The sequence below is a fragment of the Bacteroidota bacterium genome, assembly GCA_016720935.1.
Classification (GTDB): Bacteria; Bacteroidota; Bacteroidia; order AKYH767-A; family 2013-40CM-41-45; genus JADKJP01.
On record JADKJP010000006.1, the window covers coordinates 1,042,059 to 1,067,304 of the forward strand.

The 25,246-nt window shown below is 41.9% G+C and carries 18 protein-coding genes; 14 read left to right on the plus strand and 4 right to left on the minus strand.

Annotated elements, in window-relative coordinates; translation table 11 throughout:
- Position 1 precedes the first annotated feature (1 nt).
- Positions 2-1,060: a glycosyltransferase family 2 protein gene (locus IPP86_12495; protein MBL0139324.1), complete on the plus strand. Its 1,059-nt coding sequence runs from the start codon at positions 2-4 to the stop codon at positions 1,058-1,060.
- Positions 1,061-1,242: 182 nt separating this feature from the next.
- Here IPP86_12495 and IPP86_12500 read toward each other — a convergent pair whose 3' ends face one another.
- A complete protein-coding gene (locus tag IPP86_12500) occupies positions 1,243-1,437 on the minus strand; it encodes a hypothetical protein (protein ID MBL0139325.1) in 195 nt (64 codons plus the stop codon).
- Between IPP86_12500 and IPP86_12505 the strand changes: the two genes are divergently transcribed.
- From IPP86_12505 to IPP86_12530, 6 genes are all read left to right on the plus strand, one after another.
- Entirely contained in the window at positions 1,437-2,513 is a 1,077-nt protein-coding gene (locus IPP86_12505; protein ID MBL0139326.1) for an O-antigen ligase family protein, read from the plus strand. The genes IPP86_12500 and IPP86_12505 overlap by 1 nt on opposite strands.
- On the plus strand, positions 2,510-4,546 hold the full coding sequence (locus tag IPP86_12510) for a sulfatase-like hydrolase/transferase (GenBank protein ID MBL0139327.1): 2,037 nt from the start codon (positions 2,510-2,512) through the stop codon (positions 4,544-4,546). Before IPP86_12505 ends, IPP86_12510 begins: the two co-directional genes overlap by 4 nt.
- A 26-nt stretch (positions 4,547-4,572) precedes the next feature.
- The gene (locus tag IPP86_12515) at positions 4,573-5,784 is read left to right on the plus strand and encodes a DegT/DnrJ/EryC1/StrS aminotransferase family protein (protein ID MBL0139328.1); all 1,212 of its coding nucleotides are present in this window, start codon (positions 4,573-4,575) and stop codon (positions 5,782-5,784) included.
- Positions 5,785-5,788: 4 nt separating this feature from the next.
- The gene (locus IPP86_12520; protein MBL0139329.1) at positions 5,789-6,943 is read left to right on the plus strand and encodes a DUF3887 domain-containing protein; all 1,155 of its coding nucleotides are present in this window, start codon (positions 5,789-5,791) and stop codon (positions 6,941-6,943) included.
- 183 nt (positions 6,944-7,126) lie between these two features.
- Complete coding sequence (locus IPP86_12525; GenBank protein ID MBL0139330.1) at positions 7,127-7,744, plus strand: sugar transferase; 618 nt, start codon at positions 7,127-7,129, stop codon at positions 7,742-7,744.
- A 155-nt stretch (positions 7,745-7,899) separates the two neighbouring features.
- Complete coding sequence (locus tag IPP86_12530) at positions 7,900-8,670, plus strand: CRISPR-associated protein Cas6 (protein ID MBL0139331.1); 771 nt, start codon at positions 7,900-7,902, stop codon at positions 8,668-8,670.
- A gap of 17 nt (positions 8,671-8,687) precedes the next feature.
- Here IPP86_12530 and IPP86_12535 read toward each other — a convergent pair whose 3' ends face one another.
- On the minus strand, positions 8,688-9,200 hold the full coding sequence (locus tag IPP86_12535) for a hypothetical protein (protein MBL0139332.1): 513 nt from the start codon (positions 9,198-9,200) through the stop codon (positions 8,688-8,690).
- Between the two features lie 78 nt (positions 9,201-9,278).
- Between IPP86_12535 and IPP86_12540 the strand changes: the two genes are divergently transcribed.
- The 6 genes from IPP86_12540 (at position 9,279) to IPP86_12565 (ending at position 17,457) form a co-directional block, all read left to right on the plus strand.
- Complete coding sequence (locus IPP86_12540) at positions 9,279-9,854, plus strand: DUF479 domain-containing protein (protein MBL0139333.1); 576 nt, start codon at positions 9,279-9,281, stop codon at positions 9,852-9,854.
- A 2-nt stretch (positions 9,855-9,856) separates the two neighbouring features.
- Positions 9,857-10,120: a DUF167 domain-containing protein gene (locus IPP86_12545; protein ID MBL0139334.1), complete on the plus strand. Its 264-nt coding sequence runs from the start codon at positions 9,857-9,859 to the stop codon at positions 10,118-10,120.
- Positions 10,121-10,315: 195 nt separating this feature from the next.
- On the plus strand, positions 10,316-12,187 hold the full coding sequence (locus tag IPP86_12550) for a type IIA DNA topoisomerase subunit B (protein MBL0139335.1): 1,872 nt from the start codon (positions 10,316-10,318) through the stop codon (positions 12,185-12,187).
- 256 nt (positions 12,188-12,443) lie between these two features.
- On the plus strand, positions 12,444-13,616 hold the full coding sequence (locus IPP86_12555; protein ID MBL0139336.1) for an IS4 family transposase: 1,173 nt from the start codon (positions 12,444-12,446) through the stop codon (positions 13,614-13,616).
- A gap of 90 nt (positions 13,617-13,706) precedes the next feature.
- Positions 13,707-16,022, plus strand: a complete 2,316-nt coding sequence (locus IPP86_12560) for a DNA gyrase/topoisomerase IV subunit A (GenBank protein ID MBL0139337.1) — start codon at positions 13,707-13,709, stop codon at positions 16,020-16,022.
- 175 nt (positions 16,023-16,197) lie between these two features.
- Positions 16,198-17,457, plus strand: coding sequence for an asparagine synthetase B (locus IPP86_12565; GenBank protein ID MBL0139338.1), 1,260 nt, complete (start codon positions 16,198-16,200; stop codon positions 17,455-17,457).
- A 288-nt stretch (positions 17,458-17,745) separates the two neighbouring features.
- Here IPP86_12565 and IPP86_12570 read toward each other — a convergent pair whose 3' ends face one another.
- Positions 17,746-19,647: a putative porin gene (locus IPP86_12570; GenBank protein MBL0139339.1), complete on the minus strand. Its 1,902-nt coding sequence runs from the start codon at positions 19,645-19,647 to the stop codon at positions 17,746-17,748.
- A 69-nt stretch (positions 19,648-19,716) separates the two neighbouring features.
- Between IPP86_12570 and IPP86_12575 the strand changes: the two genes are divergently transcribed.
- A complete protein-coding gene (locus IPP86_12575) occupies positions 19,717-22,542 on the plus strand; it encodes a PD-(D/E)XK nuclease family protein (protein ID MBL0139340.1) in 2,826 nt (941 codons plus the stop codon).
- A gap of 54 nt (positions 22,543-22,596) precedes the next feature.
- Here IPP86_12575 and IPP86_12580 read toward each other — a convergent pair whose 3' ends face one another.
- Positions 22,597-24,870 (minus strand): T9SS type A sorting domain-containing protein, encoded by a 2,274-nt coding sequence (locus tag IPP86_12580; GenBank protein MBL0139341.1) that lies wholly within the window; start codon positions 24,868-24,870, stop codon positions 22,597-22,599.
- Positions 24,871-25,246 lie beyond the last annotated feature (376 nt).

A 25,246-nucleotide genomic window follows, 5' to 3' on the forward strand; every position in this document is an offset into this window, starting at 1 on the left:
AATGAATCAGGAACAGAATAAAACCAATGGAAATGAATTTCCCCTGGTTTCATTGGTCATTCCTGCTTTCAATGAAGAAAAGTACATCGGCTCTTTGCTGGATCAAATGCTGCATCAGGATTATCCTCAGGATAAAATTGAAATATTTGTTGCTGATGGAGGAAGTACTGATAAGACGAGGGAAATAGTATCATCTTATGCCCTAAAAAATCCGGGGATAAAATTATTATTGAACAAAAAGCAATACGTTCCTTTCGCGTTGAACATGGGAATCCGTGAATCAAAAGGGGAGTACATTATCATTTTAGGAGCTCATTCTTCTTATCCGCTGAATTATATTTCTTCCCTGATCAAAGCTTCATTGTCATTGAAGGCGGATAATGTTGGCGGACTATGTATCGGCAATCCTCCTGATTCTTCACTGAAAGCCCTGGCAATTGCTCAGGCCATGAGTTCAGCATTCGGAGTAGGCGATGCTCATTTCAGAATTGGAAGCAAGGAAATCAAACAGGTAGATACTGTCACGTTCGGTTGCTACAAGCGTTCTGTTTTCGATCACATCGGTTATTTTGACGAGGAGCTTTTGCGTAATCAGGATGATGAGTTCAATGCAAGACTTACCAAAAATCAGGGAACGATTTACCTCATTCCGGATATTGAAGTGACTTATTTTACAAGAGCGACCGTTTCATCTGTGATGAAAATGTTTTATCAATATGGGTTTTTCAAACCACTTGTTTCTTTGAAAATTGGTCGCCCGACAACACTCCGTCAATTGGTGCCATTCCTCTTTGTAGTTTTTATTATTTCTTCCCTTGGACTTGGATTTTTATCATCCCTGTTCTGGAAGTTTTTAGGAGCTGTTCTGTTGCTTCATCTTTTTCTGGGAATTGTTTTTGGATTGAAAATCGTTGGCAAAACCAAACAGCCGGGTTTATTGATTTATCTGCCATGGCTGTTCTTTCTGATCCAAACTTCTTATGGATGGGGATACATTCGGGGTATAGTCAAATTCATTATTTTCCGGCAAAGGATTCAGGGAGTTGGAAGTACAAGATGAAGTGCTGATTTTTAATACTTTGTATTGACCGGAATTGTAAGAATTACATCTATACTTCATCGGTAAATTGTACTTTCGTGGGCTTGAATATCAAAGCATAAAATTGGGTTATTGACGCCCGGTTTTTAAGGGAAATATGCAGAAATATCATTCATTCGCTTTTGTATTGGAAAAATCTGAGGTCAGATGAACAGGATTTTGAACCGCACAGGAAATCCTACTGATGTCCTGATTTTTGCTATAGCTTTCTGTATCCCAATGTGGCCTCTGGGGACCAGCATCCTGACATTGCTCTGGCTTGCCGTTTCCATCATCACACTAAAACCCTCATCCTTTCTTGAAGAGCTGAAGTCAAAACCATTTGTCCTGATTTTCATTGGCTTTTTTTCTGATGCATGTGATAGGTTTGATCTGGACAGTAAATGTGAGTCATGGATTCAAGGAAATTCAGGATGATCTCAATCTGCTCATCTTTCCATTGCTCTTCGCGGCTCATCGACCAAAACCCGGATCATTTCCATTCATTAAAAACGGATTTATTGCAGGAACTTTCGTTGCAACCTTATTTTGTTTTCTCCACGGAATTTATTTTTTCATAAGCACCGGTGATTCCGGACATATGTTTTATGCATTGTTTTCCGCATTTCTGCATCCAACATATTACGGAATGATTCTCATCGTTTCCTGTATGTTTCTCATTCAGGATTTGTTTTACCCTCAGACAGGAGAAATAAAACCGCGTTGGTTTATTATCTCTGCATTTGTTCTGGAAATTGCCGCGATGAGTTTGCTTTCTTCAAGAATCGTCTACCTGGTAGCCTTTGCATTATTTGGATATTTCGTTCTCGCTGCCTTCCTGACGGGTAACAAAGCAATCTTTAAGAACAAAATGTTTATTGCATTGACAGTCTTATCAGCAGTCTTTTTCTACTCAAGTATTTCTCTGAACAACAGGTTTGGTCAGGTTTCGGATGCGATCAGTAATCTTGGAACAGAAAAGAAGGAGAACATGGTTTCATCAGATTCTCTCGTTTACAATAGTTCCACCATCCGTCTCGCGCAATTTCGATACAGCATGGAAATCCTGAAAGATCATTGGTTTTTAGGAGTGGGAACGGGAGATTCAAGGGATGAATTGACAAAATTGTACGAACATCACAACGATGTGTATGCGCTCGAACATTTCAGAAATCCACACAGTTCTTATTTTCATACCTGGCTGATGATTGGAATACCCGGTTTGTTGCTGCTCCTGGCATCCATCCTTGTTCCGTATTTCCAGAGTGTAAAAAATCGTTTTTATCTGTATCAGGGTTTTCTCGCCTTGATATTCATCACAGGTTTTACGGATATTATCAGTCATGCCACACTTGGAGCATTTTATGCATTTATGAATTCAATGTTGTATTGTTGGGGAAGCTATATGATTAAAACCAGGAACAAAGCATCATGATCCGTAGATTTTCTCTCTTCCTAAATTTTTTATCCAGAATATTCCTGGTGTATGGAATAGGCTTCGTTTTATTTTTTCTTTCCAGATATTTTTATTTCCAACATGTCATAAGTGAACAGGATGGAATTATTTCATCCTCGATGATCACGAAAGCATATCTGACTGGAGTAAGATTTGATTCGGTAGTTCTGGGATACGCGCTCGTATTGCCGGTCGTCCTTGCTTTGATCGGTCTGTTTATAAGGAAGGAAAATTATTATAAGGGAACTTATCGATTCACTGCTAAGTTTCTTTCTGTACTGTTTCCCTTGTTTACATTCATTCTGATTGTCGATTATTATTATTACGAATATTTCCAGTCACACATCAACATTCTGATCTTTGGATTTTTCCAGGACGATACCGGCGCTGTGCTGCAGTCGGTGTGGAGCGATTATCCGCTGGTCAGAGTATTGCTCGGACTTGCATTGATCATTTTCGCGTTCCGTTTTCTCTTTAAAAGAATCTTCCGGTTTCCCGCAAAGCCTAAGGAATTTCAAATTGTATCATCCGTTGCATTGATTCTCGTTCTGCTTGCACTTTTTTTCTCAGGCATGCGGGCATCTTTCGGAACTTTTCCTGTTCAAATCGACGACGCGAATATTTCGGATAATGCAAAACTCAACCTGATTCCGGTTAATGGTGTCTTTGCATTAAAGGAAGCCCTGAGTGTCGCGACTATTCAAAACAAACTGAAGGAGTTTGATGAAGAGATCGAAGCCATCATGTATACTGATCCGGTGAAATCTTACCGGGATTATTTCGGGGAACAGACTGATACGACATACATGAATCGGTTTTTCAGTGTTACGGATACCAATTCTTTTGTAGAGAAGCATCCTCCGAATGTTGTTTTTTTCCTGATGGAAAGTCTGAGCAATAACAACCTCTTTTTACATTCTTCCCAACTAAATGTGTTAGGGAAACTTGAAAAGCATTTCCATGAAGATATTGTTTTCAGAAAATTTCTTCCATGTCAGAACGGAACCATCAACAGTCTGGAAGGAATCATGGTGAACACACCGATTACTTCTCTGGCTCAATCCAAATACTGTACGATTCCTTATACATCCAGTGTCGCAAGACCATTTAAGGAAAACGGTTACACGACAACATTTGTAACAGGAGGGAAGCTCAACTGGAGAAACATCAACACCTTTATTCCACATCAGGGTTTTGATATAGTGGAAGGAGACGCGAATATCAAAACAGAAAATCCAAAGACAAAGGAATGCGAATGGGGAGTTTACGACGAATATTTATTCGAACATGTTTTTAATAAACTGAAAAACGCGGCGGGCAAACCTCAGATGATTTTTGCACTCACAACGACCAATCATACACCTTTTCATCTACCGGAAACGTATACTCCTTATCCCGTTCAATTGACAGATTCCATCCGGAAAATCCTCAAAGTAGACGAGGTGATGGCCCGGAAAAATCTGACCAATCTTCAGTATTCCAATGATTGTCTTGGCCGTTTCCTCGATGAACTGAAATCATCTCCGTTTGCCGAAAATACCATAGTCATTGCAACCGGAGATCACAACAATCTCATGCTTTTTGATTTCAGGGAAAGTCAGGGTTATTACAAACTCAGTGTACCGATGATTCTTTATGCTCCTAAAACTTATCTCAGCAAATCGCAAATTGATACATCCCGCTGGGGATCGCACAAAGACATTTTCCCCACATTATACAATCTTGCTTTATCACATACAAAGTATTTTGACGGAGGTACCGATCTTTTGCAAAAGACAGCTGTAAAATCAAAATTTTTCGCTGTGGATTTGATGTCCTATCTGGCAATCGATGATTATGGTGCTGTTCGTTTCAGCAGTAAACCTCAGTATTATCAATGGTCCAATCCCTATAATTTTTCAAAAACACAAAGTCCAGATCCGAGACAACTCCTGCTGATGGTAAAAGCCCGTTCTTATTTTTCATCATTTTACCATTACATTCGCAGGGAATCTGAATCGGAAAAGAAGTAGTAAATTTGCAAACCTTAAAAATCCCTATGATTCCATTTTCTCCGCCCAGGATCGATCAGAAAATCATTGATGAAGTAGTGGCGGCGCTGCGTTCCGGCTGGATTACAACCGGACCCAGAACAAAATTATTTGAAAAGAATCTGGCGGCTTACTTTGGCTGTCCTGCGGTACTTTGTCTGAATTCCGCTACAGCCGGTCTCGAGCTGATGCTTCGCTGGTTTGGAGTAAAAGAAGGGGATGAGGTAATTTTACCTGCATATACCTATTCAGCCACTGCCAATGTGATCGTGCATTGTGGTGCCCGTCCGGTTTTTGTGGATGTGAAACCGGATTTTAATATCGATCCGGAGGCGATCCGAAAAGCGATTACTCCGCGAACCAAAGTAATTATGCCTGTAGATTTCGGCGGCTGGCCTTGCGATTATAAAACAATCAATGCTTTAGTTGCTGAAGACGGTATTCGCAAACAATTTGTACCGGATTCTGCTGTTCAAAAATTGTTGGGAAGGATTCTTGTTCTTTCGGATGCTGCTCACTCGATAGGTGCATCCGTCAATGGAAAGAAAACAGGTTCCCTCACGGATATTTCCGTGTTTTCATTTCATGCGGTGAAGAATCTGACCACCGCGGAAGGCGGAGCAGTGGCTCTGAATTTGCCTGCACCATTCGACAATGCATCGATCTACTCTGAACTCTGCGTGAAATCGCTGCATGGCCAGAACAAAGACGCGCTCGCGAAAATGCAGAAGGGAAACTGGCGCTACGATATCGTGGAAGCAGGTTACAAGATGAACATGACGGATATTCTCGCCGCGATTGGTCTGGTTGAACTTGAGCGTTATGATGCGGACACTCTTGTGAAGAGAAAACAAATTTGCGATCAGTACTCGAAAGCTCTTGCAACAAAACCATGGGCGATTCTCCCGGTACAGAAAACTTCCGAAGCGGAATCATCATACCATCTGTATGCCTTGCGCATCAAAGGAATTGATGAGGTAAAAAGAGATCGCATCATGCAGAAAATTTTCGATCAGGATGTTTCTGTAAATGTGCATTTCATTCCGGTACCAATGATGTCCTTTTACAAAGGGATGGGTTACAAGATCAGCGATTATCCTGAAACCTATTCGTTATATAAAAATGAAATTTCCTTACCTGTATATTATGATCTGAGCCCCGATCAAACAGACACCGTTGTGCAGGCTTTTATCTATGCTGTTGAATCTGAAATAAACTAAGACAATGAAAAATATCTTACTCATTAGTGCTTTCCTTTTAATCACCTGTGGATTGTTGGCTCAAACGCCTGCAAAGGACTATGTTCCCCGCTCAAAAGACATTCTTGATTTAATGAAGCAAAAGGAATTCGGGAAAATTGCTTTGCAATTCGACAGCAGTGTTTCCAATCGTCTTGACTCAGCAAAGCTTGCCGGTGTGTGGGACAGAATGGTAGCAACTGCCGGTCCTTTGAAAGGTGTGGACAGTATTTCCACCGATCACCAGGAGAATTACGATGTCGTAATTCAACATTGTGTTTTCGAAAAAAAGAAAATTGATTTCAAGTTGGTTTATGGCTTGAATGAAAAGATTAAAGGAATATTTTTCCTTCCTGTAGATATTAAAGTGCATTATGAATTTCCTCCTTACTACAAGGCTGAAGAATTCAAAGAGAAAAATGTTATTATTGAAAATGGCGATATCAAACTTCCCGGGATACTTACACTTCCTGTTAAAGATGGAAATTATCCTGTGGTCATCCTTATTCACGGATCAGGACCAAACGACCGTGATGAAACTGTCGGACCGACAAAAGTATTTAAGGATTTAGCAATTGGTCTTTCCGCGAAAGGAGTCGCTGTACTTCGTTTCGATAAAAGAACACGTGTTGCCGGGAGAAAAGTGATGGAAATGATGAGAAAGATGACGGTAAAAGAGGAAATGGTTGACGATGTTCTGGCAGCAATTGAAATGGTAAAAAAGGAGCCCGGTATTGATACGAATCAGATTTTCCTTCTTGGACACAGTTTCGGTGGCATGTTGCTTCCAAGAATCAATAGCAAAGCAAAAAATGTAAAAGGCCTGATATATTTCGCAGCCAACAGTCGTCCGCTTGAAGATCTTTATGCGATGCAGGCAGAGTATATCATCGCGCAGGATACAACAATCAATGCTGAAAAAAATAAAAATGTATTGGATTCCATTCGTAATGAAGCAGCCAGAATTAAAAAACTTACACCTGCAAACGCAAAGGATACAACAATGATTTTGCGTCTCTCGACTGCTTACTGGCTCGATTTGAAAACGTATAATCCCGTTAAGGTAGCAACGACTCAAAAGACACCAATGCTTTTTTTTACATGGTGGCAGAGATTATCAGGTCACAGATCAAGATTTTAATGGCTGGAAAAGCGGACTGAATGCAAAAAGCAATGTTAAGTTTAAGTTATATCCTTCCCTCAATCATTTCTTCATTACAGGTGAAGGAAAAAGTACACCAAAGGAGTACATGCAAAAAGGAAATGTCGCTTCAGAGGTGATCGACGATATCGGCTCCTGGATTCAGACCGGTCAGCTTAAATAATTTTATTAATTCAGCAGAATGAACAAATTCCTGATCAGGGCTTCGGATTTTTGCTCTCATTACTGGGTTTAATTGTTCTTGCTCCATTCATGTTGCTGATCAGTGTGTGGATTGCTCTGGATTCAAAAGGTCCGGTCATCTTCAGACAAAACAGGGTAGGGAAGAACAACAGGGATTTCATTCTCTATAAATTCCGAACCATGGTGATCAATGCCGAAAAACAGGGGCTGATCACTGTTGGAACCCGTGATTCGAGGATTACCCGTTCAGGAGCTATCCTCAGAAAATTCAAACTCGACGAACTTCCCCAGCTTTGGAACGTGCTGACTGGAGACATGAGTCTTGTTGGTCCCCGGCCAGAAGTCAGGAAATACGTTGACCTCTATACACCCGAGCAAAGGATTGTATTGTCCGTCAAACCGGGAATAACGGATCTTGCTTCCATAGTTTTTTCCAATGAAAACGAGGTGCTTAGCAGACAAAAGGATCCGGATACCTATTATATTCAGGTAATTATGCCTGAAAAAATCCGCCTGAACCTGGTTTTCATTGAGCATCCGAGCTGGACAAAGTATCTGAGCATTATCTTCAAAACCATTGGGAAAATTGCCGGATAAAAGATTAGCCCCGTTCCCCGGAAAATGATCAACAATGAGGGTCATGTAAGATAATCCCGTAAAAAATTTCATATCTCGTATAAAGATTCTATTTTTGTGAAGGGCTAGACATTAGCTTTCATTTTTGAGGGAAACACCTTTTCATTAATATTGATATGAGAATAAAAATTTCGTTCCTGAAGGTTCACGGAAGCAGTGGCACCGTACCCCTTCACCATCAGAAAATCATTTCTGCTTTCATGGATGAAGTCATCCGTGAGTTGCCGGTCACTTCTGACTTTTATAATTTCTCTTCTTTGAAGGGAACTTCCAAAGTTCAAAGCGGGCAGATTCGCTTCCTGTCTTCAAAAGTTTCATTGGTAGTATCAGCACCACACAATGAATTCACTGAAGATTGGGTGAAAAAAATCTTTGATCGCCGATTGGTGAGTTTTGCCAAACTGACTCTGGTGCCCAAATCATTCGACATCATTCCTGATCCGGAATTCAAACCTCAGATGAAATACGTTTGTATTTCACCAATGATCCCGCAACCTCCGTTCCTGACAGATGAAACAGGAACATTGCCGGAACCTCTGGATCCAAGAAGTCACGAGTTTTCTGATCTTTTCTACGATGCTGTCCTCGACAGAATGGAAAAGGCCGGATTTACGGAAGAGCAAATCAGCAGCTTCGCGGAATTTGAAATCGTTCCTGATCCGGGTTATATTCAGAAGATCTCTGAAACCCACAAGAAATTTGCACGCATCTACAAGAACAACAACAACCAGACAATGTATGGTTACCTGTTGCCATTTACCCTCCACGCTCATCCTCAGGTACAGAAATTTATCTGGGAATGTGGTATCGGAAACTTTACAACTCAGGGTTATGGAATGGTGGATGTAGTGGGAGGAATCTCCGCTGAAGTAGTGCCTGAAGAATAATTCTTCTGAAATTCTTCTCAGTTCGTATTCGTGACTTTCGCGAATTTCTTGTACTGAATTTCTTCACCTACCACTACAGCAGCGGTATAAATTCCCAGCAGAAAATTCTGAACAGGAATTTCATCCTGTATAATCTGTCCTGCGTAAGTTGCCTGGTAGTACTTGGAAAATTCCATTCTGCCAAATGAATCATAGATATAAAGTACCACCGAGCCGGGACTTTTCATGAAAATATTCAGGTGTGAAGGGAAATTGTAGACGGCAGTAGGGAAAAAGTCGAAATCATAATTTCCGCAAACAGTTCCTGTCGTCCAGCTTCCGCTGTATAATCCTCCCCAGAAATACGCGGCGCATTCGTTACGGTAAGTCTTTTCATCGCAACCACAAACAGGAGCATAATCCCTTCCGCATGGTTCATATTCATTGGCAGTTCTCAGGGAATCTTTGCAATTCACAAATGTGAGCTGGGCGGATGAAGGAAGAACCTGGAGGAGGGAAAAAATCGCGACGAGTACTGTGAATCTTTTCATATCTCTGTAAAGATATTAATTCGGCAGGCGTAGGTCAACACGATTAACGTATTTTTACACCCGCTTATTGGTAATCCTGTGAATTTCCTCGCGCATATCTATCTTTCCGGTGACGACAAGGAATTGATGGTCGGTAATTTCATCGCCGATTTTGTCAAGGGCCGGAAGAAATTCGACTATCCAGATGGGATCCGTCGGGGCATCGAATTGCACAGGCAAATCGATGAATACACCGATCATCATCCGATCACCGGTCTTAGTAAAGACAGACTCCGGCCAAAATACAGTAAGTACTCCGGGGTAATCGTCGATCTGTACTACGATCACTTCCTGGCCTGTAATTTCTCCCGATATTCGGAGCAGAGCCTCGAAGAGTATTCCCATCAAACCTATCGTACCATCAAGGAATACAGTGAAATCCTGCCGGAAGGAGTCAATTATTTCCTTCCTTTCATGATAGAAAGGAACTGGTTGCTGAATTACAGTACAATTGAAGGTATCGGTCGGGCGCTCACCGGTTTGTCCAAAAGGGTTTCTTTTGAGAATAAAATGGATGAATCTGTCGCCGATCTAAAGGAACACTATGCCCTTTTCGAAAATGAATTCAATCGCTTTTTCCCCGAGTTGATTACCTTTGCGCACTCTTTTTCCTGAAGATGCAGATCTACCTGAAAGTCAAGCCCAATCAGCGATTCGACAAGGTCGGAAAAGTCGGAAATGACTGGGAAATCAGGCTAAAAGCACCTGCAGTTGACGGAAAAGCCAATGAACATCTGATCGTTTTCCTTTCCAAAGTCCTGGATCTTCCCAAATCCCGGATACAACTGAAAAAGGGGCAAACAGCAAGGATAAAATGCCTTGAAATTGACGCGGATGAGGAATTTGTACACAGGAAATTAAACGAACACCTCGTTTCCTGAGCATTTACGCTGTTTTTAGCCCATCCATACACAGAACACTGTGTATAACTCCGTCACGAAACAGAGGCTGAATTTAAAGGGGAAGGCTAATTTTAGCATGCCAAAAATTGCCCCTGAATGGCAATGCTTCTGCATTGTCCGGATTCAGAAATTAAATAGAAGAGATTGTAAATTGTTTTTAATGACCAAATAAAGATGGCTGAAAAGAAAACTGTTGATCATGGCTATACGGAAGATAGCATCCGCTCGCTCGACTGGAAGGAACACATCCGTACCCGCCCCGGAATGTATATCGGAAAGCTCGGTGATGGTTCTTCAAAAGATGATGGTATTTATGTATTGCTGAAAGAAGTCGTCGATAACTGTATCGATGAACACGTGATGGGATATGGTAAAGTAATCGATATCCAGATAAAAGACGGTCGCGTGGATATCCGCGACTTCGGACGTGGAATTCCTCTCGGGAAAGTTGTTGAATGCGTTTCCAAAATCAATACTGGTGGTAAATACGACAGCAAAGCTTTTCAAAAAAGTGTGGGATTGAACGGTGTCGGTACAAAAGCGGTGAACGCGCTCTCCAGTTGGTTCCGTGTGCAATCCTTCCGCGAAGGCCGTATCAAGGCCGCTGAATTCAGCAAAGGAAATCTCGTGAAGGATGAAAAAGAAAAGGCCAGCGATGAAAAAAACGGCACCCTCATTTCATTTCATCCGGACGAAAGCATCTTTAGTAATTTCCGCTACAACAGAGATTACGTGGAAAGTATGCTCTGGAATTATGTGTTCCTGAACAAAGGACTTGTCATTCGTTTTAATGATAAAGAATTTTTCTCCGAAAACGGATTGAAGGATCTGCTCGAAAGAAATCTCAGCGATGAAATTTTGTACCCGATCGTTCACCTGAGAGGCGACGATATCGAAATCGCGTTTACACATACGACTTCCTATGGCGAGGAATATTATTCCTTCGTGAACGGACAGCATACTACTCAAGGCGGTACACACCAGGCTGCCTTTCGTGAAGCAATTGTAAAAACCATCCGTGAATTTTATAAAAAAGAATTTGATGCTTCGGATGTACGGACTTCTATTCTCGCCGCTATCAGCGTGCGAGTTCAGGAGCCGGTGTTCGAATCGCAAACCAAAACAAAACTTGGTTCACAGTTCCGTGAGCCCAATGGTTTGGCAATTCGTACCTGGATCAATGATTTTGTAAAAACAGAACTCGACAATTACCTGCACAAATATCCTGAAACGGCGAAAGCTCTGGAGCATAAAATCCAGCAGAGCGAACGTGAACGTAAAGAGATCGCGGGAATTAAAAAGTTGGCGAACGAAAGAGCGAAAAAAGCAAACCTGCACAACAAAAAGCTCCGTGATTGTCGTGTGCATTTGAATACCAAACACATCGACCGTCAGGAATCAACGATTTTCATTACAGAGGGAGATTCCGCGAGCGGATCCATTACAAAAGCGAGAGATGTAAATACTCAGGCTGTTTTCAGTCTTAAGGGTAAGCCTCTCAACTGCTATGGAATGACAAAGAAGGTTGTGTACGAAAACGAAGAATTCAACCTGCTTCAGAATGCTTTGAATATCGAAGACGGACTGGAAGAGTTGCGTTACAACAAAATCGTTTTCGCGACCGATGCCGATGTGGATGGTATGCACATTCGTTTGCTGCTGATGACTTTCTTCCTGCAGTTCTTCCCTGAGCTGATCAAGAACGGACACGTTTACATTCTGCAAACTCCATTGTTCCGTGTCAGAAATAAAAAGGAAACAATCTATTGCTACAACGATCCTGAGCGCCAGCGCGCCATCCATAAACTCGGACCAAAACCGGAGATCACTCGTTTCAAAGGATTGGGAGAAATTTCTCCGGATGAATTTTCTCATTTCATCGGAAAGAAAATTCGTCTGGAGCCTGTATTGCTGAGCCAGGAAGAAACCATTCATCACCTGCTGGATTATTACATGGGCAAAAACACCCCCGACCGCCAGGAATTCATTATCTCCAAACTCAGAGTGGAGAAGGATGTGGTGAAGGAAGAGATGATGGAGAATTGAGGATTGATGATTGAGGATTGAAGATTGAAGATTGAGGATTGAAGATTGAGGATTGAAGATTGAGGATTGATGATTGTTGATTGATGATTGAACATTGGTTAGACTTAAAAACTCATAACTCATAATTCATAATTCATCACTAGTGTCCGATTAAGATACGAATAAGTTCTTTGAAATTATTGATTGACAAGGGTTACAGACGATTTTAGGTTGGTGACGATTTGAAATCATTTCATAGCTTTTCTTCAAAAATGCTATGAATAAGGGCAAATACGTCTTCGCACAAGTAGCTGAATACCTTCCTGCAAGGTTGTTTGATAAATATGTTGCAAGATTTGATGGGAATAAGAAGGTCAGACATTTTACTTGTTGGAATCAAATGATGGCGATGATGTTTGGCCAACTCTCCAATCGTGATAGTTTACGTGATTTACTCGTTTGCATTGAAGCGCACTCATCAAAATTCTATCATCTTGGTTTTGGCAAAAATGTTTCACGATCAAATCTTGCGAATGCAAATGAGAAGCGTGACTATAGAATCTATGAGCATTTTGCTTATGAGATGATTGGCATAGCGCGATCATGTTGTCAGAACGACGGAGATTTTCATCTTAGCATTGAAGATAATGTCTATGCATTTGATGCAACCGTCATTGATCTGTGTCTAAATATATTTTGGTGGGCTACATTTAGAAAAACCAAGGGGGCGGTGAAAATCCATACGCTCTATGACATTAAGACTTCAATACCATCATTTGTTTACATAACTCCAGGTGATACTCATGAAGTCAAAGGACTGGATGTCTTAGAGTATGAAGCCGGAGCATATTATATACTGGATCGCGGATATCTCGATTTTAAAAGACTGTATTATATTCATCAACAACAGGCATTTTTTATTACACGAGCTAAACACAATAGCGATCTCACTCGAATTTACTCTTCAAAAGTGAACAAGAAATCCGGAGTACGGAGTGACCAGATTGTTAAACCTGCTAACTTCTATCCACAACGAGATTATCCGGAAAAATTACGAAGGATAAAATTTTATGATGAAGAACAAAGTCGCACTTTGATATTCCTCACAAATAACTTTACCCTGAAAGCCATTGATATTGCAGCACTATACAAGTACAGATGGAAAATCGAATTATTCTTCAAATGGATTAAGCAGCATTTAAAAATTAAATCCTTTTGGGGGACTTCAGCAAATGCCGTGAAGACACAAATCTATATTGCCATCATCACTTATACCTTGATTGCAATTATCAGAAGTCGACTTAAGCTAAATCGTAGCAATTACGAAATTCTACAGATTTTAGGGGTCTCACTTTTAGATAAAACCCAGTTAAATCAACTACTTGCAGACCCTGTCAATCAAAATGTCAAAGAACAAATTTATAACCAATTGGAACTTAGCTTAATCTAATCGGACACTAGTGATAATTCATAATTCATAATTCATAACTCATAACTCAACCCGGAATTGATTTTAAAAAGATTATAGTATCATAATAAAATGGCAAAAAAGAAAAAGGAAGAACTTCCCAAGGAGCAGCCGGAAGAGCAGGTAGAACATACCGAAGCTGTCGTCGTGCCCCATGTGAATGGTATGTATGAGAACTGGTTTTTGGATTACGCTTCCTATGTAATCCTGGAACGCGCGGTTCCACATATCAATGATGGATTAAAACCTGTACAGCGTCGCATCCTGCATTCGATGTGGGAAATGGAAGACGGTCGCTACAATAAAGTGGCGAACGTAATCGGACATTCGATGAAGTATCACCCGCACGGTGACGCTTCCATTGGAGATGCGATGGTGCAGCTGGGTCAGAAAGACCTGCTCATCGACATGCAGGGAAACTGGGGAAATATCTATACGGGTGACAGCGCGGCTGCCGCACGTTATATCGAAGCCAGACTTTCAAAATTCGCATTGGAAGTTGTCTTCAATGAAAAAACCACCGACTGGCAACTCAGTTACGACGGACGTAACCGCGAACCGATCACCTTGCCGGTGAAATTTCCTTTGCTGCTGGCACAGGGAGTAGAAGGTATCGCCGTTGGTCTGGCATGTAAAATTCTCCCTCACAATTTTATTGAACTCATCGAAGGTTCTATCGATATTCTTCGCGGTAAGAAAGTCAGCATCCTGCCGGATTTCCCGACAGGAGGTATCGCTGATTTCAGCAAATACAACGATGGTCTACGTGGTGGAAGAATCCGGATCCGTGCAAAAATTGAAAAGAAAGACCGCAAGACATTAGTCATCCGTGAGATTCCTTTTGGAACAAATACGTCCAGTCTCATCGATACTATTCTTACCGCGAACGATAAAGGAAAAATCAAAATCAAGAAAGTCGAAGACAACACTGCCGCGGAAGTGGAAATCATGATCCACCTGCACAGCGATTCTTACGAAGATCTTGATAAAACGATTGACGCACTTTACGCGTTCACTGATTGTGAAGTCAGCATATCTCCCAACTCCTGTGTGATCGTGGAAGACAAGCCACGTTTCATGAGCGTGAACGATATCCTGAAATACAATACCGAGCAGACCATGAGTTTGCTGAAAAAGGAACTCGAAATCCGTAAATCGGAACTGGAAGAAGAATGGCATTTCAGTTCACTGGTGAAAATCTTCATTGAAAAACGAATCTACCGGAACATTGAAGAATGTACGACCTGGGAAAGTGTGATTGAAGCCATCGATCTCGGTTTGAAACCCTACAAGAAACGTTTTAAACGCGAAATCACCCGCGACGATATTGTTTCCCTCACAGAAATCAAAATCAAACGTATTTCAAAATACGATGTAAAGGAACAGGACGAGAAAATCCGCGGTCTGGAAGAGCAACTGAAAGAAGTGGAACACCACCTGGCGCATTTGCGTCAGTACGCGATCAGTTGGTACAAAGAACTGCTGCGTAAATACAGCAAAGGCCGCGAACGTAAAACAGAAATTTCTTCTTTCGAACAGGTGGTTGCATCCGAAGTAATCATCAATAACCAAAAGCTCTATGTAAACCGTGAAGACGGTTTCGCGGGTTATGGTTTGAAGAAAGACGAATTCGTTACCGAATGTTCCGAACTGGATGAAATCATCGTCTTCCGTGGCGATGGAACCATGATCGTCACCAAGGTCGATGAAAAAAAATATGTCGGGAAAGATGTCCGCCACATCGCCGTGTTCCGTAAAACGGAACCGGAACCGGTATACAACCTCATCTACCAGGATGGAAGAGGGGGAAGTGTAATGGTGAAGCGCTTCACTGTTGGCGGAACTACACGGGATAAGGACTACGTCCTCACCAAAGGCTCGGAAGGATCCAAAATCCTTTGGCTGTCATTCGGAACACCGGAAGAAGCTCCGGTTGTTCGTGTGATGCTCCGGCCGAAACCCAAACTGCGGATTACGCAGATTGATGTCAACTTTGCCGACTACGAAGTGAAGGGCAGAAGCACGATCGGAAATATTCTCACGAAAAATTCCGCCAGCAAGGTGATCAAATTATCGGATGCGAAACCTTCACCGAAGGCTGAGCAGATGAAAATTGATGCTCCTGTGAAAGCCACTGCACCGGCTGCGCCCGTCAAAAAACAGGCACCACCGCCACCGCCTGCGCCTGCAGCGAAGAAGCCATTTCCGGGTAAAACTTCAGGAGGATCATCCGGAAAAAAGTCCCAACCACTCAAGGAAGAAGCGGCGGTAACCGTGGAGTGGGACCTGACCGCAAACGAAAAGATAACAAACGACCGAAACCGGATACTAAGCGATCTGGAAAAAAAGTCAAAGGAAAAAAATAGCTCACAGACGGAATTGTTCTGATTCTTTCTCTCAGCTAAAATCACATGAAATCAGGTTCTTTGCCTTTCTGAAGGGTCAGGCAAAGAACTTTTTCATTTGCAGAGAACACAGCGCATGAAATGTTAAGAGGTGCCCTCTGATTATCAAAACAAAGGATTCAATTTTTCTTCATGATTTTCGTTTATCTTCACATTCAATGAAAAAACTGATTCTGTTTCTGTTCCTTTTTACAGCCTTTCTAAAGGCTCAGGCCGCATTCATCCTTATTCCGATGGATGAAACCCAGAAGAACCATCTCAAAGCCTATGGCATCGCATATTATGCCTTGCAGAACACGGTGGATGTGCAATGGTTGCTCAATTACAAAGGAGGAAGTTTCCTGCTGAGTGACATTACCAAACTCGAACAGGAGTGTACCATTCGTGGTGTTTCATTCCAGGTGATCGCGGATGTGCAGGCTGCTGCCATACTCCGTGAAATCGCTGATCCGGAAGTGAACATGGAAGTGATGAAGCTTGAAAAAGCTCCAAAGATCGCGGTGTATTCACCGAAAAATAAAATGCCATGGGATGATGCCGTGACCATGGTGCTTACTTACGCGGAAATTCCTTACGATATTGTTTACGACGAAGAAGTATTGAATCAGAAACTTCCATTGTACGACTGGCTGCATTTGCACCACGAGGATTTTACAGGGCAGTACGGGCGGTTTTACTCTGCATACCGAAATGCTCCCTGGTACCAGGAAGACGTGAGATTGCAGGAAGCCATGGCAAAGAAAACCGGTTATGGAAAAGTATCGCTCATGAAACTGGCTGTCGCGCAAAAGATCCGTGACTTTGTAGTTGGTGGCGGTTATCTTTTTGCGATGTGTTCCGCGACCGACAGCTATGACATCGCGCTTTCCGCGGAAGGGGTGGATATCTGTGAATCCATGTTTGACGGAGATCCTGCCGATCCGGCAATGAATACCAAAATTGATTATGCCAAAGGTTTCGCGTTTCGTGGATACAAACTGAGTACAAATCCTTACGAATACGAATTCAGTGAAATCGACAACCAGCCACCGGCAAGAAATCTGCCACGTACGGAAGATTTTTTCACCCTCTTCGATTTCTCAGCGAAATGGGATCCGGTACCAACGATGCTCTGCCAGGATCACGAACAGGTGATCAAAGGTTTTATGGGACAAACAACAGCCTTCAAAAAGAAATTCATCAAACCCGAAGTGCTGATTATGGGTGAAACCAAAGTTCAGGACGAAGCCCGTTACATTCATGGTGAATATGGCAAAGGCACCTGGACCTTCTACGGCGGCCACGATCCCGAAGACTACCAACACCAGGTCGGCGATCCACCGACAGATCTTTCCCTTCATCCCAATTCCCCAGGCTACCGTTTAATCCTGAACAACGTTTTATTCCCGGCAGCGAAGAAGAAGAAGCAGAAGACGTGATTTATTTTTATTTATTCTCTGATCACGACCTTGGTAATCTTCCCATTTTTTTTATCACACAGGTAAAGCAAAACCTTTGTGCATATTATTGGGAAGTTGGAATACTCTATAAAACAAAATATCTAACTTTAATTTTACTGTTTGATTGAATAATCAAGAATATTGTTTGCTTGAAAATTTGGCAGAGTATTGACAAATACTTTTTCTATAAGACAATAAAAAAATCGAACCAGTAACTACCAAGCACTAACCACCAAGCACTAACAACTAACAACTAACGACCAAAAGCTACTGATCCAAAAACCTCCAATCCACCCCAAACTTAATGACTCTGCCGGGTTGTGGGTAGTGAGGAACGTAAGTGTATGTATCCTGGATCAAACCATCACCCAGATTTTCAAATTTAAGAAATAACCTCGCGGTTTTTATTTTCATATTAAAAAAGAAATTGATCACCGGATAACCACCCGTCTTTTTTTGTTCCTGTAAATAAAATAGTCCGGTTGCAGGCATGAAAGCGTCAGCATAATAGGCGCTGTTAAAATGTGCATCAAAACCCAACTGAGCCAGCATCGCTTTTTTGAATAAAAAGCCCTGGTAGTAAAGCGCGTTCGTTGTGGCCAGATCCGGTAAAGGGAGTCGTTTTATGTCTGTGCTCGATTGAAAATAAAATTTGTTGTCAAAATGGAAATTTCTCCATTTGAAATTCTTGCTGAGCATAAATTGTGTTACCTGAATAGAAGAAACTGCCTGCTCAGGACGGGAAGAAGTGCTTAGGAAAACATAATCGTCGAGATTGAATACACTTGCTTCGAGTTTAAATTTCCAGACAGGTAATTCATAACTGACAGTCAGAAAGGAGAGATTTTCGTTCTTGAAATCATTTTTCCATCCAAAATGATTGCCTTCGTACAAACTGTATATCAGATCGGCTTTGTGATTATCAGTGTGCAACTGTGCCGACAATTCACCAAAAGAATACAATGGAGAATGTACAAACAGATCACCGGAATAACTTGTTTCATCATGGCCACTGAGTACATAATGCCCGTTCAAGCTAAAATGCAAACGGTTGCTGTCGGGTCTTGTGGCAATGGTGCCGAGCAGGGAAATATTCTCCCAACTTGTATCGGAGCGCTGGGAATAGCGGAAAGACTGGTGTTCCAGCATGGCTGTCGCTGAAAAGTTTTTCCGGAACGAACTGCCTTCTTCCAGATAAGGCAAACCAATCCCGGCACGGTTTCTCAAATCCGTGTAATGCAGGGAATCATAAGTTGTGGTAGAGTAAAAATAATCGGAATAAAAGGAACTGTCGGTTGATTTGTCTACATATGAAAATGAACCGCTTTCATAGGTAATTTCGTGATGCAGGCGAATCCAGGTTTTGATTCCGGATTGCTGAGTAGTGTCACTTTTTTTTCCAAGATCAAAATACTGACTCAGTGAAAAACTCTTCTTACGAAACCTGTTTACTGCATCCGTAAGATTTACAGGAAGACCTTTCAAAGCGACATTTGTCAAAGCTGAATTGTCAAAAAGTGAATCATTGCTGATTCCGCCATTGACCTGGTTCTTGATTACATTGGTAAAACCATTGGCAAAAAAAGCGTAACGCTTATTGGGCGACTGATAGGAAGTAAATACAAGAAAGCGACTATGAAATACATCGCTGTTGGGAAGGAAATCTTTTACGGTGATTCTGTTAAAATCAAAACCGGCGTTCCAGTTTTTCAGAATGTTTTGTGTGTGCAAAATACCAATGTGCTGCTCACGAAATGTCGCGTTGTGATAGGATAAATCGCTATAGCGTTTATTGGTTTTGTAATATTTAATCCGGTCATGATCGAAAAGATAGAGATCGTAGGTATTTATGGAAGGACGGGTATAAACTGAATTATCGGGACGAAACAGCTGCGAATTCGCTGCGCTCCCAAGTGTACCCAAAAAATTATAATGCAGGTGAAAGGCAGGATTGATCTCTTCATGATCCGTGAGGGAAGTATCCGGAGCGATCATGTTTTTTAATCCCTGTCCAAAATCGGATTCATAGGTGTAACGGACAGAAGTAGGTACGGTCAGAGGAAATGCGGTAGAATCTACGGGAGAAGCATGCAGGCTCAGGGCATTAACAAGAAACAGAAAAAAAATGCAAAGATGACGCATACTCCTGCGGGACAATATTTTGTTCAAATGTACGGAATTTGAGCATATTTTGAGTTAATTTAGGCCGATAGGATAGAAATTGAAGGCCTGGCAAGAATGAAAACTTTTCTACAGAAATTAACCGACGAGCTGATTGCGAAACACGGTGAGGATCTTTCAAAGATCCGGATCATATTTCCTACCCGAAGGGCTGGTTTATTTTTCAGAAAGGAGCTGGCAACACATTTGTCCAGACCGGTCTGGGCACCGGAAATTTTTTCCATCCAGGATTTCATCGCCGGATATACAACTTACACCATTCCTGATCCGCTCACGCTTCGTTTCGAACTGTTTAAAATCTACAATAAATTTTTCCCGGGAGAATCCTTTGACCGGTTCTATCCATGGGGAGAATTGCTTCTCCGCGATTTTGAAGACCTCGACCGTTATCTTGCGGATCCATCCAAAGTGTTTTCACTGATTTCAGATATGCGTGAAATCGATCAGGTATTCAGTCTGGCGGACGAAGACATGGAAAAGCTGAAAACATTCTGGCAGAATTTTTTTGATAAAGATCCGTCCCGTCTCAAATCTGAATTCATGAATACCTGGGAACATCTGGGTCCGATTTATCGTGATTTCAAAGCGAGTCTGAAAGAACGTTCCCTCGCATACGAAGGCATGGCTATCCGTGAACTGGCGGAAAGATTTATTTCTTCCGGTGCTCCTGATTCGGAAGAGTATACAAAAATCATTTTCGCCGGATTCTATGCATTGTCGCCGGCTGAAGAACACATCATCAGCTCATTTGTAAAAAAAGGCAACGCCGAAATTATCTGGGACGCGGATGCTTATTATACCGATGATCCCAGACAGGAGGCCGGTTCATTTTTACGTGATCATCCATTGGTTGGAGATGATTTCCATTGGAAAGAAGATTATTTCTCTACCATCCCGAAGACCATCGAAATGGCCGGAATTCCTTTGCAGGTCGGACAGGCAAAATATGCAGGTTCATTGGTGGCTGATTTGATGAAGGAAAAAGATTTCCGCCCTGAACGTACTGTCGTCGTAATACCGGATGAAAATCTGCTGTTCCCTGTATTGTATGCATTGCCGGAAGAACTCGAAGACATCAACGTCACCATGGGTTATCCATTGCACGCGACTCCGGTGTTTGGATTGTTTGAATCTTTAATTGCCTTGCAGCGTAATTGTACCATCGATAAGGAAAAGAACGAAACATTTTATTTCCGCGATGTCCTGAATATCCTGAATCACCCTTATATCCGATTGATTGATGGCAAATCAATCAGTGCATGGGTGCAGAAATATGAAAAGGACAAAACAATTCGGATTATCGGTAATACTTTAACAACTCAAAAATCAGAGCTTTTCAAACTCATCTTTTCCCGGCAGGAAGAAGTAAAAAATATTTTTGAATGGGGAAGAAGGGTGCTTCGTTTGATCCTGGATTCGATGAATGAACATGAGTTTCGTTTTCACCGACTGGAATCGGAATTTGTCTATCATTTTTACACGCAATTACAACGACTGGAAGAAGTGATCCTCGAGCAAAATGTTGTTCCCGGACTCGAAACCATCTGGTATCTGTTCAGGGAAATTATTTATTCTTCCAAAATTCCTTTCACAGGCGAGCCACTGCGTGGATTACAGGTGATGGGATTCCTGGAAACACGTGTGTTGGATTTTGATAATGTGATCATCTTGTCGGTAAATGAAGAAGTGCTTCCTTCTTCGGGGAACAGTCCTTCTTTTATTCCATTCTCCATTCGCAAAGCATTTAATTTGCCTACGTATGAAGAACAGCATGCCGTGTCCGCATACCATTTCTACAGATTGCTGCAGCGTGCATCCAATATTCATTTGCTCTACAATACCGAATCCAAAAAAGTAGCAGGAGGGGAGAAGTCGAGATTTTTATTGCAGATCGAATACGAACTCGCCGCAAAATTTTCAAAAAGTATACGGCTGACCGAAAAGATCATCAGTACAGGATTTAGTAAAGAGAAAGTACAGCCGATCGAAGTGAGCAAATCGGATGAAGTGAAAAGTATCCTGCAGAAATATCTTCCAAACCCTGAACTCAAGAGTAAATTTTCGCAGAACTTTTCTCCTTCAGCTTTGAATACGTACATCACCTGTAAGCTGAAATTCTATTTCAAGTATGTCGTCAAGTTGAAAGAAAAGGATGAACCGGAAGAGGATATGGAAGCTTCGACATTCGGAAAAGTGCTGCACAAAGCCATGGAGCTTGCTTACCGGGATGTGGTCGAACTATCCGCGGACAACCTTGATAAGATCATCAAAAAATCCAGCGATTATCTGGATGAAGCCATCGCTCTCGAATATGTAAGCGCAAGTGAACTCGAGGGGAAAAATATTTTGCTGAAGAATGTTATTCATGAATTGCTTTTGAAAATATTTAAAGTAGACAAAAAAGATTTGCCTTTTCGCATCCATGCTTTGGAAAAAGAAGTGAATCTTGAATTTTCACTGAATGAAAAAGACCGTGTTTTACTCCACGGTTATATCGACAGAATCGACGAGGACAATACAGGCGTTCGAATCGTCGATTACAAGACGGGTAAAGTAAATACAAAGAAGTTTGAATCCATTGCGGACTTGTTTCAGGATCCTGTGTACAAGGAGCAATTACAGGCTATGTTGTATGCATACATGGCCCGAAACAATTATCCCGGAAAATCCATTCGTTCCGGACTTGTTACGCTGAAAGACATGAGCCAGGGCATCTGGTATCTGCAGCAGGGACAGGTTTTTTCTCAGGAACAGTTCGCTGAATTTGAAATTCAGTTGAGGAATTTGATCAACGATATCCTCAATCCTGCTACCTCATTTACTCAAACCGATGATGAATCCCGTTGTGAGTATTGTCCCTTTTTAGAAATCTGTAACAAGTAAAAAAAAGCGGAGCCCTTTTTAGGAGCTCCGCAGTTCATGTTCAGGTGGTTGGTATTATTGAACTACTATTTTCAAAAGCTTTTGTTCATTCTCTGTACGTAAAGTAGCGAGATAGATTCCGCGTGCATAATCACCGATCTCCAGATCGATCCGGTTCTCACCTTCAGCGGCGGTAATGTTTCTTTCTTCCATGATTCTGCCCGACATATCCACCATTCGGAATTCAATTTTTTGGTCGGCACCGGCATTAAAACTGAATGCCAGATGATCCTGAGCTGGATTCGGGAAGGCTGTAAATTCTGAGGATGTTGTATTGTCTACAATTTGCGCCTGACGTGCACTGATCACATAAACAGTTGTTGTCAGAGAAGTGGAATAACAGCTACCTGCATTATAAGCACGAACGGAGTAAGTACCTGCCGCGCTCACTGTAATTGATTTTGTCGTCGCTCCTGTTGACCAAAGATAACCTCCTGCTGTACTTGATGTCAGGGTTACTGTTTGTCCACTTACCAATACATTCGATCCTGAAAGAGTAATTGTAGGCACAGCCGGAGGAGTGCAACCATTTGCATTTACCAAAACAGCACTTGAAGTTGCAGCACAACCATTAGATCCTGTAACAGTCACACGATAGCTTCCCTGCGCATTAACTGTGATGCTTCTGGTTGATTGTCCGGATAACCAGCTATATGTACTTGCAGTGCTTGCAGTAAGAGTAATACTTGGATTGGATGTAGATAAGGTTGTTGAACCGCTAGCAGTGATGGTAGGAGTTGCAGGTGCAGTTAGTAGAGACGTCACTTTATTGGCTGACTGAGCGAAGCAGTTTGGACCGCCGTAACCTTTTACCCAATAAGTACCAGCTGAACTGATCACAATTGAACGAGTAGTAGCACCATTGGACCAAAGGTAACCGCTGGCAGCTGATGAAGTAAGTGTAATTGGCTTACCGGGACAAATGTTCAGTGAACCGCTCGCTGTGATGGTTGGTGTAGCTGCAGTAGTTGTGATACTTACAGCAGTAGCGGTTGAGGTTGCGGTGCAACCACCGGTTGTGGCTCTAACAGTATAGCTGCCTGCAGTAGATACAGTAATAGATTGTGTTGTCGCTGAATTGGACCACAGGTATGCTCCGGCTGTACTGGATGTCAGCGTCACGTTTCCTCCGGCACAAAATGATGTCGGTCCGCTTGCAGTAATTGTAGGAGCTGCCATCGTACTGCTTACGGTAACAACTGTAGCCGGAGAAGTGGCATTCACACCACTCGTGTTGGTAACACGAACAGTATAGCTTCCACTTGTACTCACGGTAATGGAACGAGTAGTTGCGCCACCCGGGCTCCATAAATATTGTGATCCTGAATTCGCGGTTAAGGTCACACTTCCACCTGTACAGAAGGAGGTAGGTCCGCCTGCTGTAATGGTTGCAACCGCGGCCGTAGTAGTTTGTGGCATTGTGGAATAAGTGAACCACACATAACCCTGTAGATTAATATTTGATTTCCAGGTACCCGTTTCCGATGTGTAATATCCGGAATAGGTCTGGTAAGGTTGGGTAACCGGATGCGATGCCAGCCATGGTCCCATGAAAGAGGACTCGCTGGAGAAGATTGGAATGATCTTTACTGAAGTATTCAGAGAAGCCGCGTCAATCAAGCGATTGCGTGAATATTGATAAACGTCAGCATCGTTCGTACGATATGCGTGTAATAGGATCCTGTCAGAGCGGGAAGCAACCTGTTGAATTTGACCTTTGTTTGGCCAGCCCAGATAATACTCAGAAACCAATCCGTTAGCACCGGCAAGGGAATCGATCTTTTTGAATTCTCTCCAGGAGAACGCCCAGGCACCTGCTGTGTCACAGGAACATCCGTTGGGTACAAGGTATTTACTGCAATACAATGAACTGATACTGGAAGAAACCCAATATTCAAATTCGAAATTCAGAACATTAAATTTTTCGGTGGCAACAGTTCTGCTGTTATTATAAGGAATGATGTAATTCGAAAAGAAGGAATAAATCTCACCGGATGCTGAAATCTCAGTAATTCCATAAGTATTTCTTGCCTTGGTCATAAACGCGGCAAGCTGATTTTTTCTCGTCGTACTGCTCCAGTCAAAGGATCCCAGATCATAAAAAATGATGTAGGTGAATCCATTACCCTGGCTGTAATTCAGGATTGTGTTTTCCTGTGTAGTATTTCCCAGCCAGGAGTTGACATCTTTTAAATAATATCCACGAACATTATTCGATTGTGCATTCATTACTGCGCTCCAACTCAGGAGCAGCATAATGAGAATTCCTTTGATTGCTTTTGTAACCATCAGGGGTAATTTTAAGAGTAAGAATTCGTTGATACGAACGATGTTGATTGGATTGCCTGATTTAATTTCTGAATTGAAATTGTGAAAGATGATGGCTCATCTTGTGTGTTTCATTCTTCGGATTCAGAATCGACTTTGGTTTCCTGCAAAGCCTAAATCAGATAACAATTCCCTCAATCGCTTGCGAAGATAACAGTTAATTAATTCCATGATTATCAAGCGCTGATAAGTTTTTAACAGGTGTGTTTATTCCCACTTTTCAGACCTTAAAATGCTCCAAAATTCTACAGTATTCAGTCGAAAATGGACTCAAAACGGATACAATTTGGAGTAAAAATGAATTCTATTACAAAGATGAAGTAATTAAAAAAGATGG

Coding starts and splice junctions, on each gene's coding strand:
- IPP86_12495 (MBL0139324.1), top strand. CDS start 2: ATGAATCAGGAACAGAATAAAACCAATGGAAATGAATTTCCCCTGGTT.
- IPP86_12500 (MBL0139325.1), bottom strand. CDS start 1,437: ATGAAAATCAGGACAAATGGTTTTGACTTCAGCTCTTCAAGAAAGGAT.
- IPP86_12510 (MBL0139327.1), top strand. CDS start 2,510: ATGATCCGTAGATTTTCTCTCTTCCTAAATTTTTTATCCAGAATATTC.
- IPP86_12515 (MBL0139328.1), top strand. CDS start 4,573: ATGATTCCATTTTCTCCGCCCAGGATCGATCAGAAAATCATTGATGAA.
- IPP86_12520 (MBL0139329.1), top strand. CDS start 5,789: ATGAAAAATATCTTACTCATTAGTGCTTTCCTTTTAATCACCTGTGGA.
- IPP86_12530 (MBL0139331.1), top strand. CDS start 7,900: ATGAGAATAAAAATTTCGTTCCTGAAGGTTCACGGAAGCAGTGGCACC.
- IPP86_12535 (MBL0139332.1), bottom strand. CDS start 9,200: ATGAAAAGATTCACAGTACTCGTCGCGATTTTTTCCCTCCTCCAGGTT.
- IPP86_12545 (MBL0139334.1), top strand. CDS start 9,857: ATGCAGATCTACCTGAAAGTCAAGCCCAATCAGCGATTCGACAAGGTC.
- IPP86_12550 (MBL0139335.1), top strand. CDS start 10,316: ATGGCTGAAAAGAAAACTGTTGATCATGGCTATACGGAAGATAGCATC.
- IPP86_12555 (MBL0139336.1), top strand. CDS start 12,444: ATGAATAAGGGCAAATACGTCTTCGCACAAGTAGCTGAATACCTTCCT.
- IPP86_12560 (MBL0139337.1), top strand. CDS start 13,707: ATGGCAAAAAAGAAAAAGGAAGAACTTCCCAAGGAGCAGCCGGAAGAG.
- IPP86_12565 (MBL0139338.1), top strand. CDS start 16,198: ATGAAAAAACTGATTCTGTTTCTGTTCCTTTTTACAGCCTTTCTAAAG.
- IPP86_12575 (MBL0139340.1), top strand. CDS start 19,717: ATGAAAACTTTTCTACAGAAATTAACCGACGAGCTGATTGCGAAACAC.
- IPP86_12580 (MBL0139341.1), bottom strand. CDS start 24,870: ATGGTTACAAAAGCAATCAAAGGAATTCTCATTATGCTGCTCCTGAGT.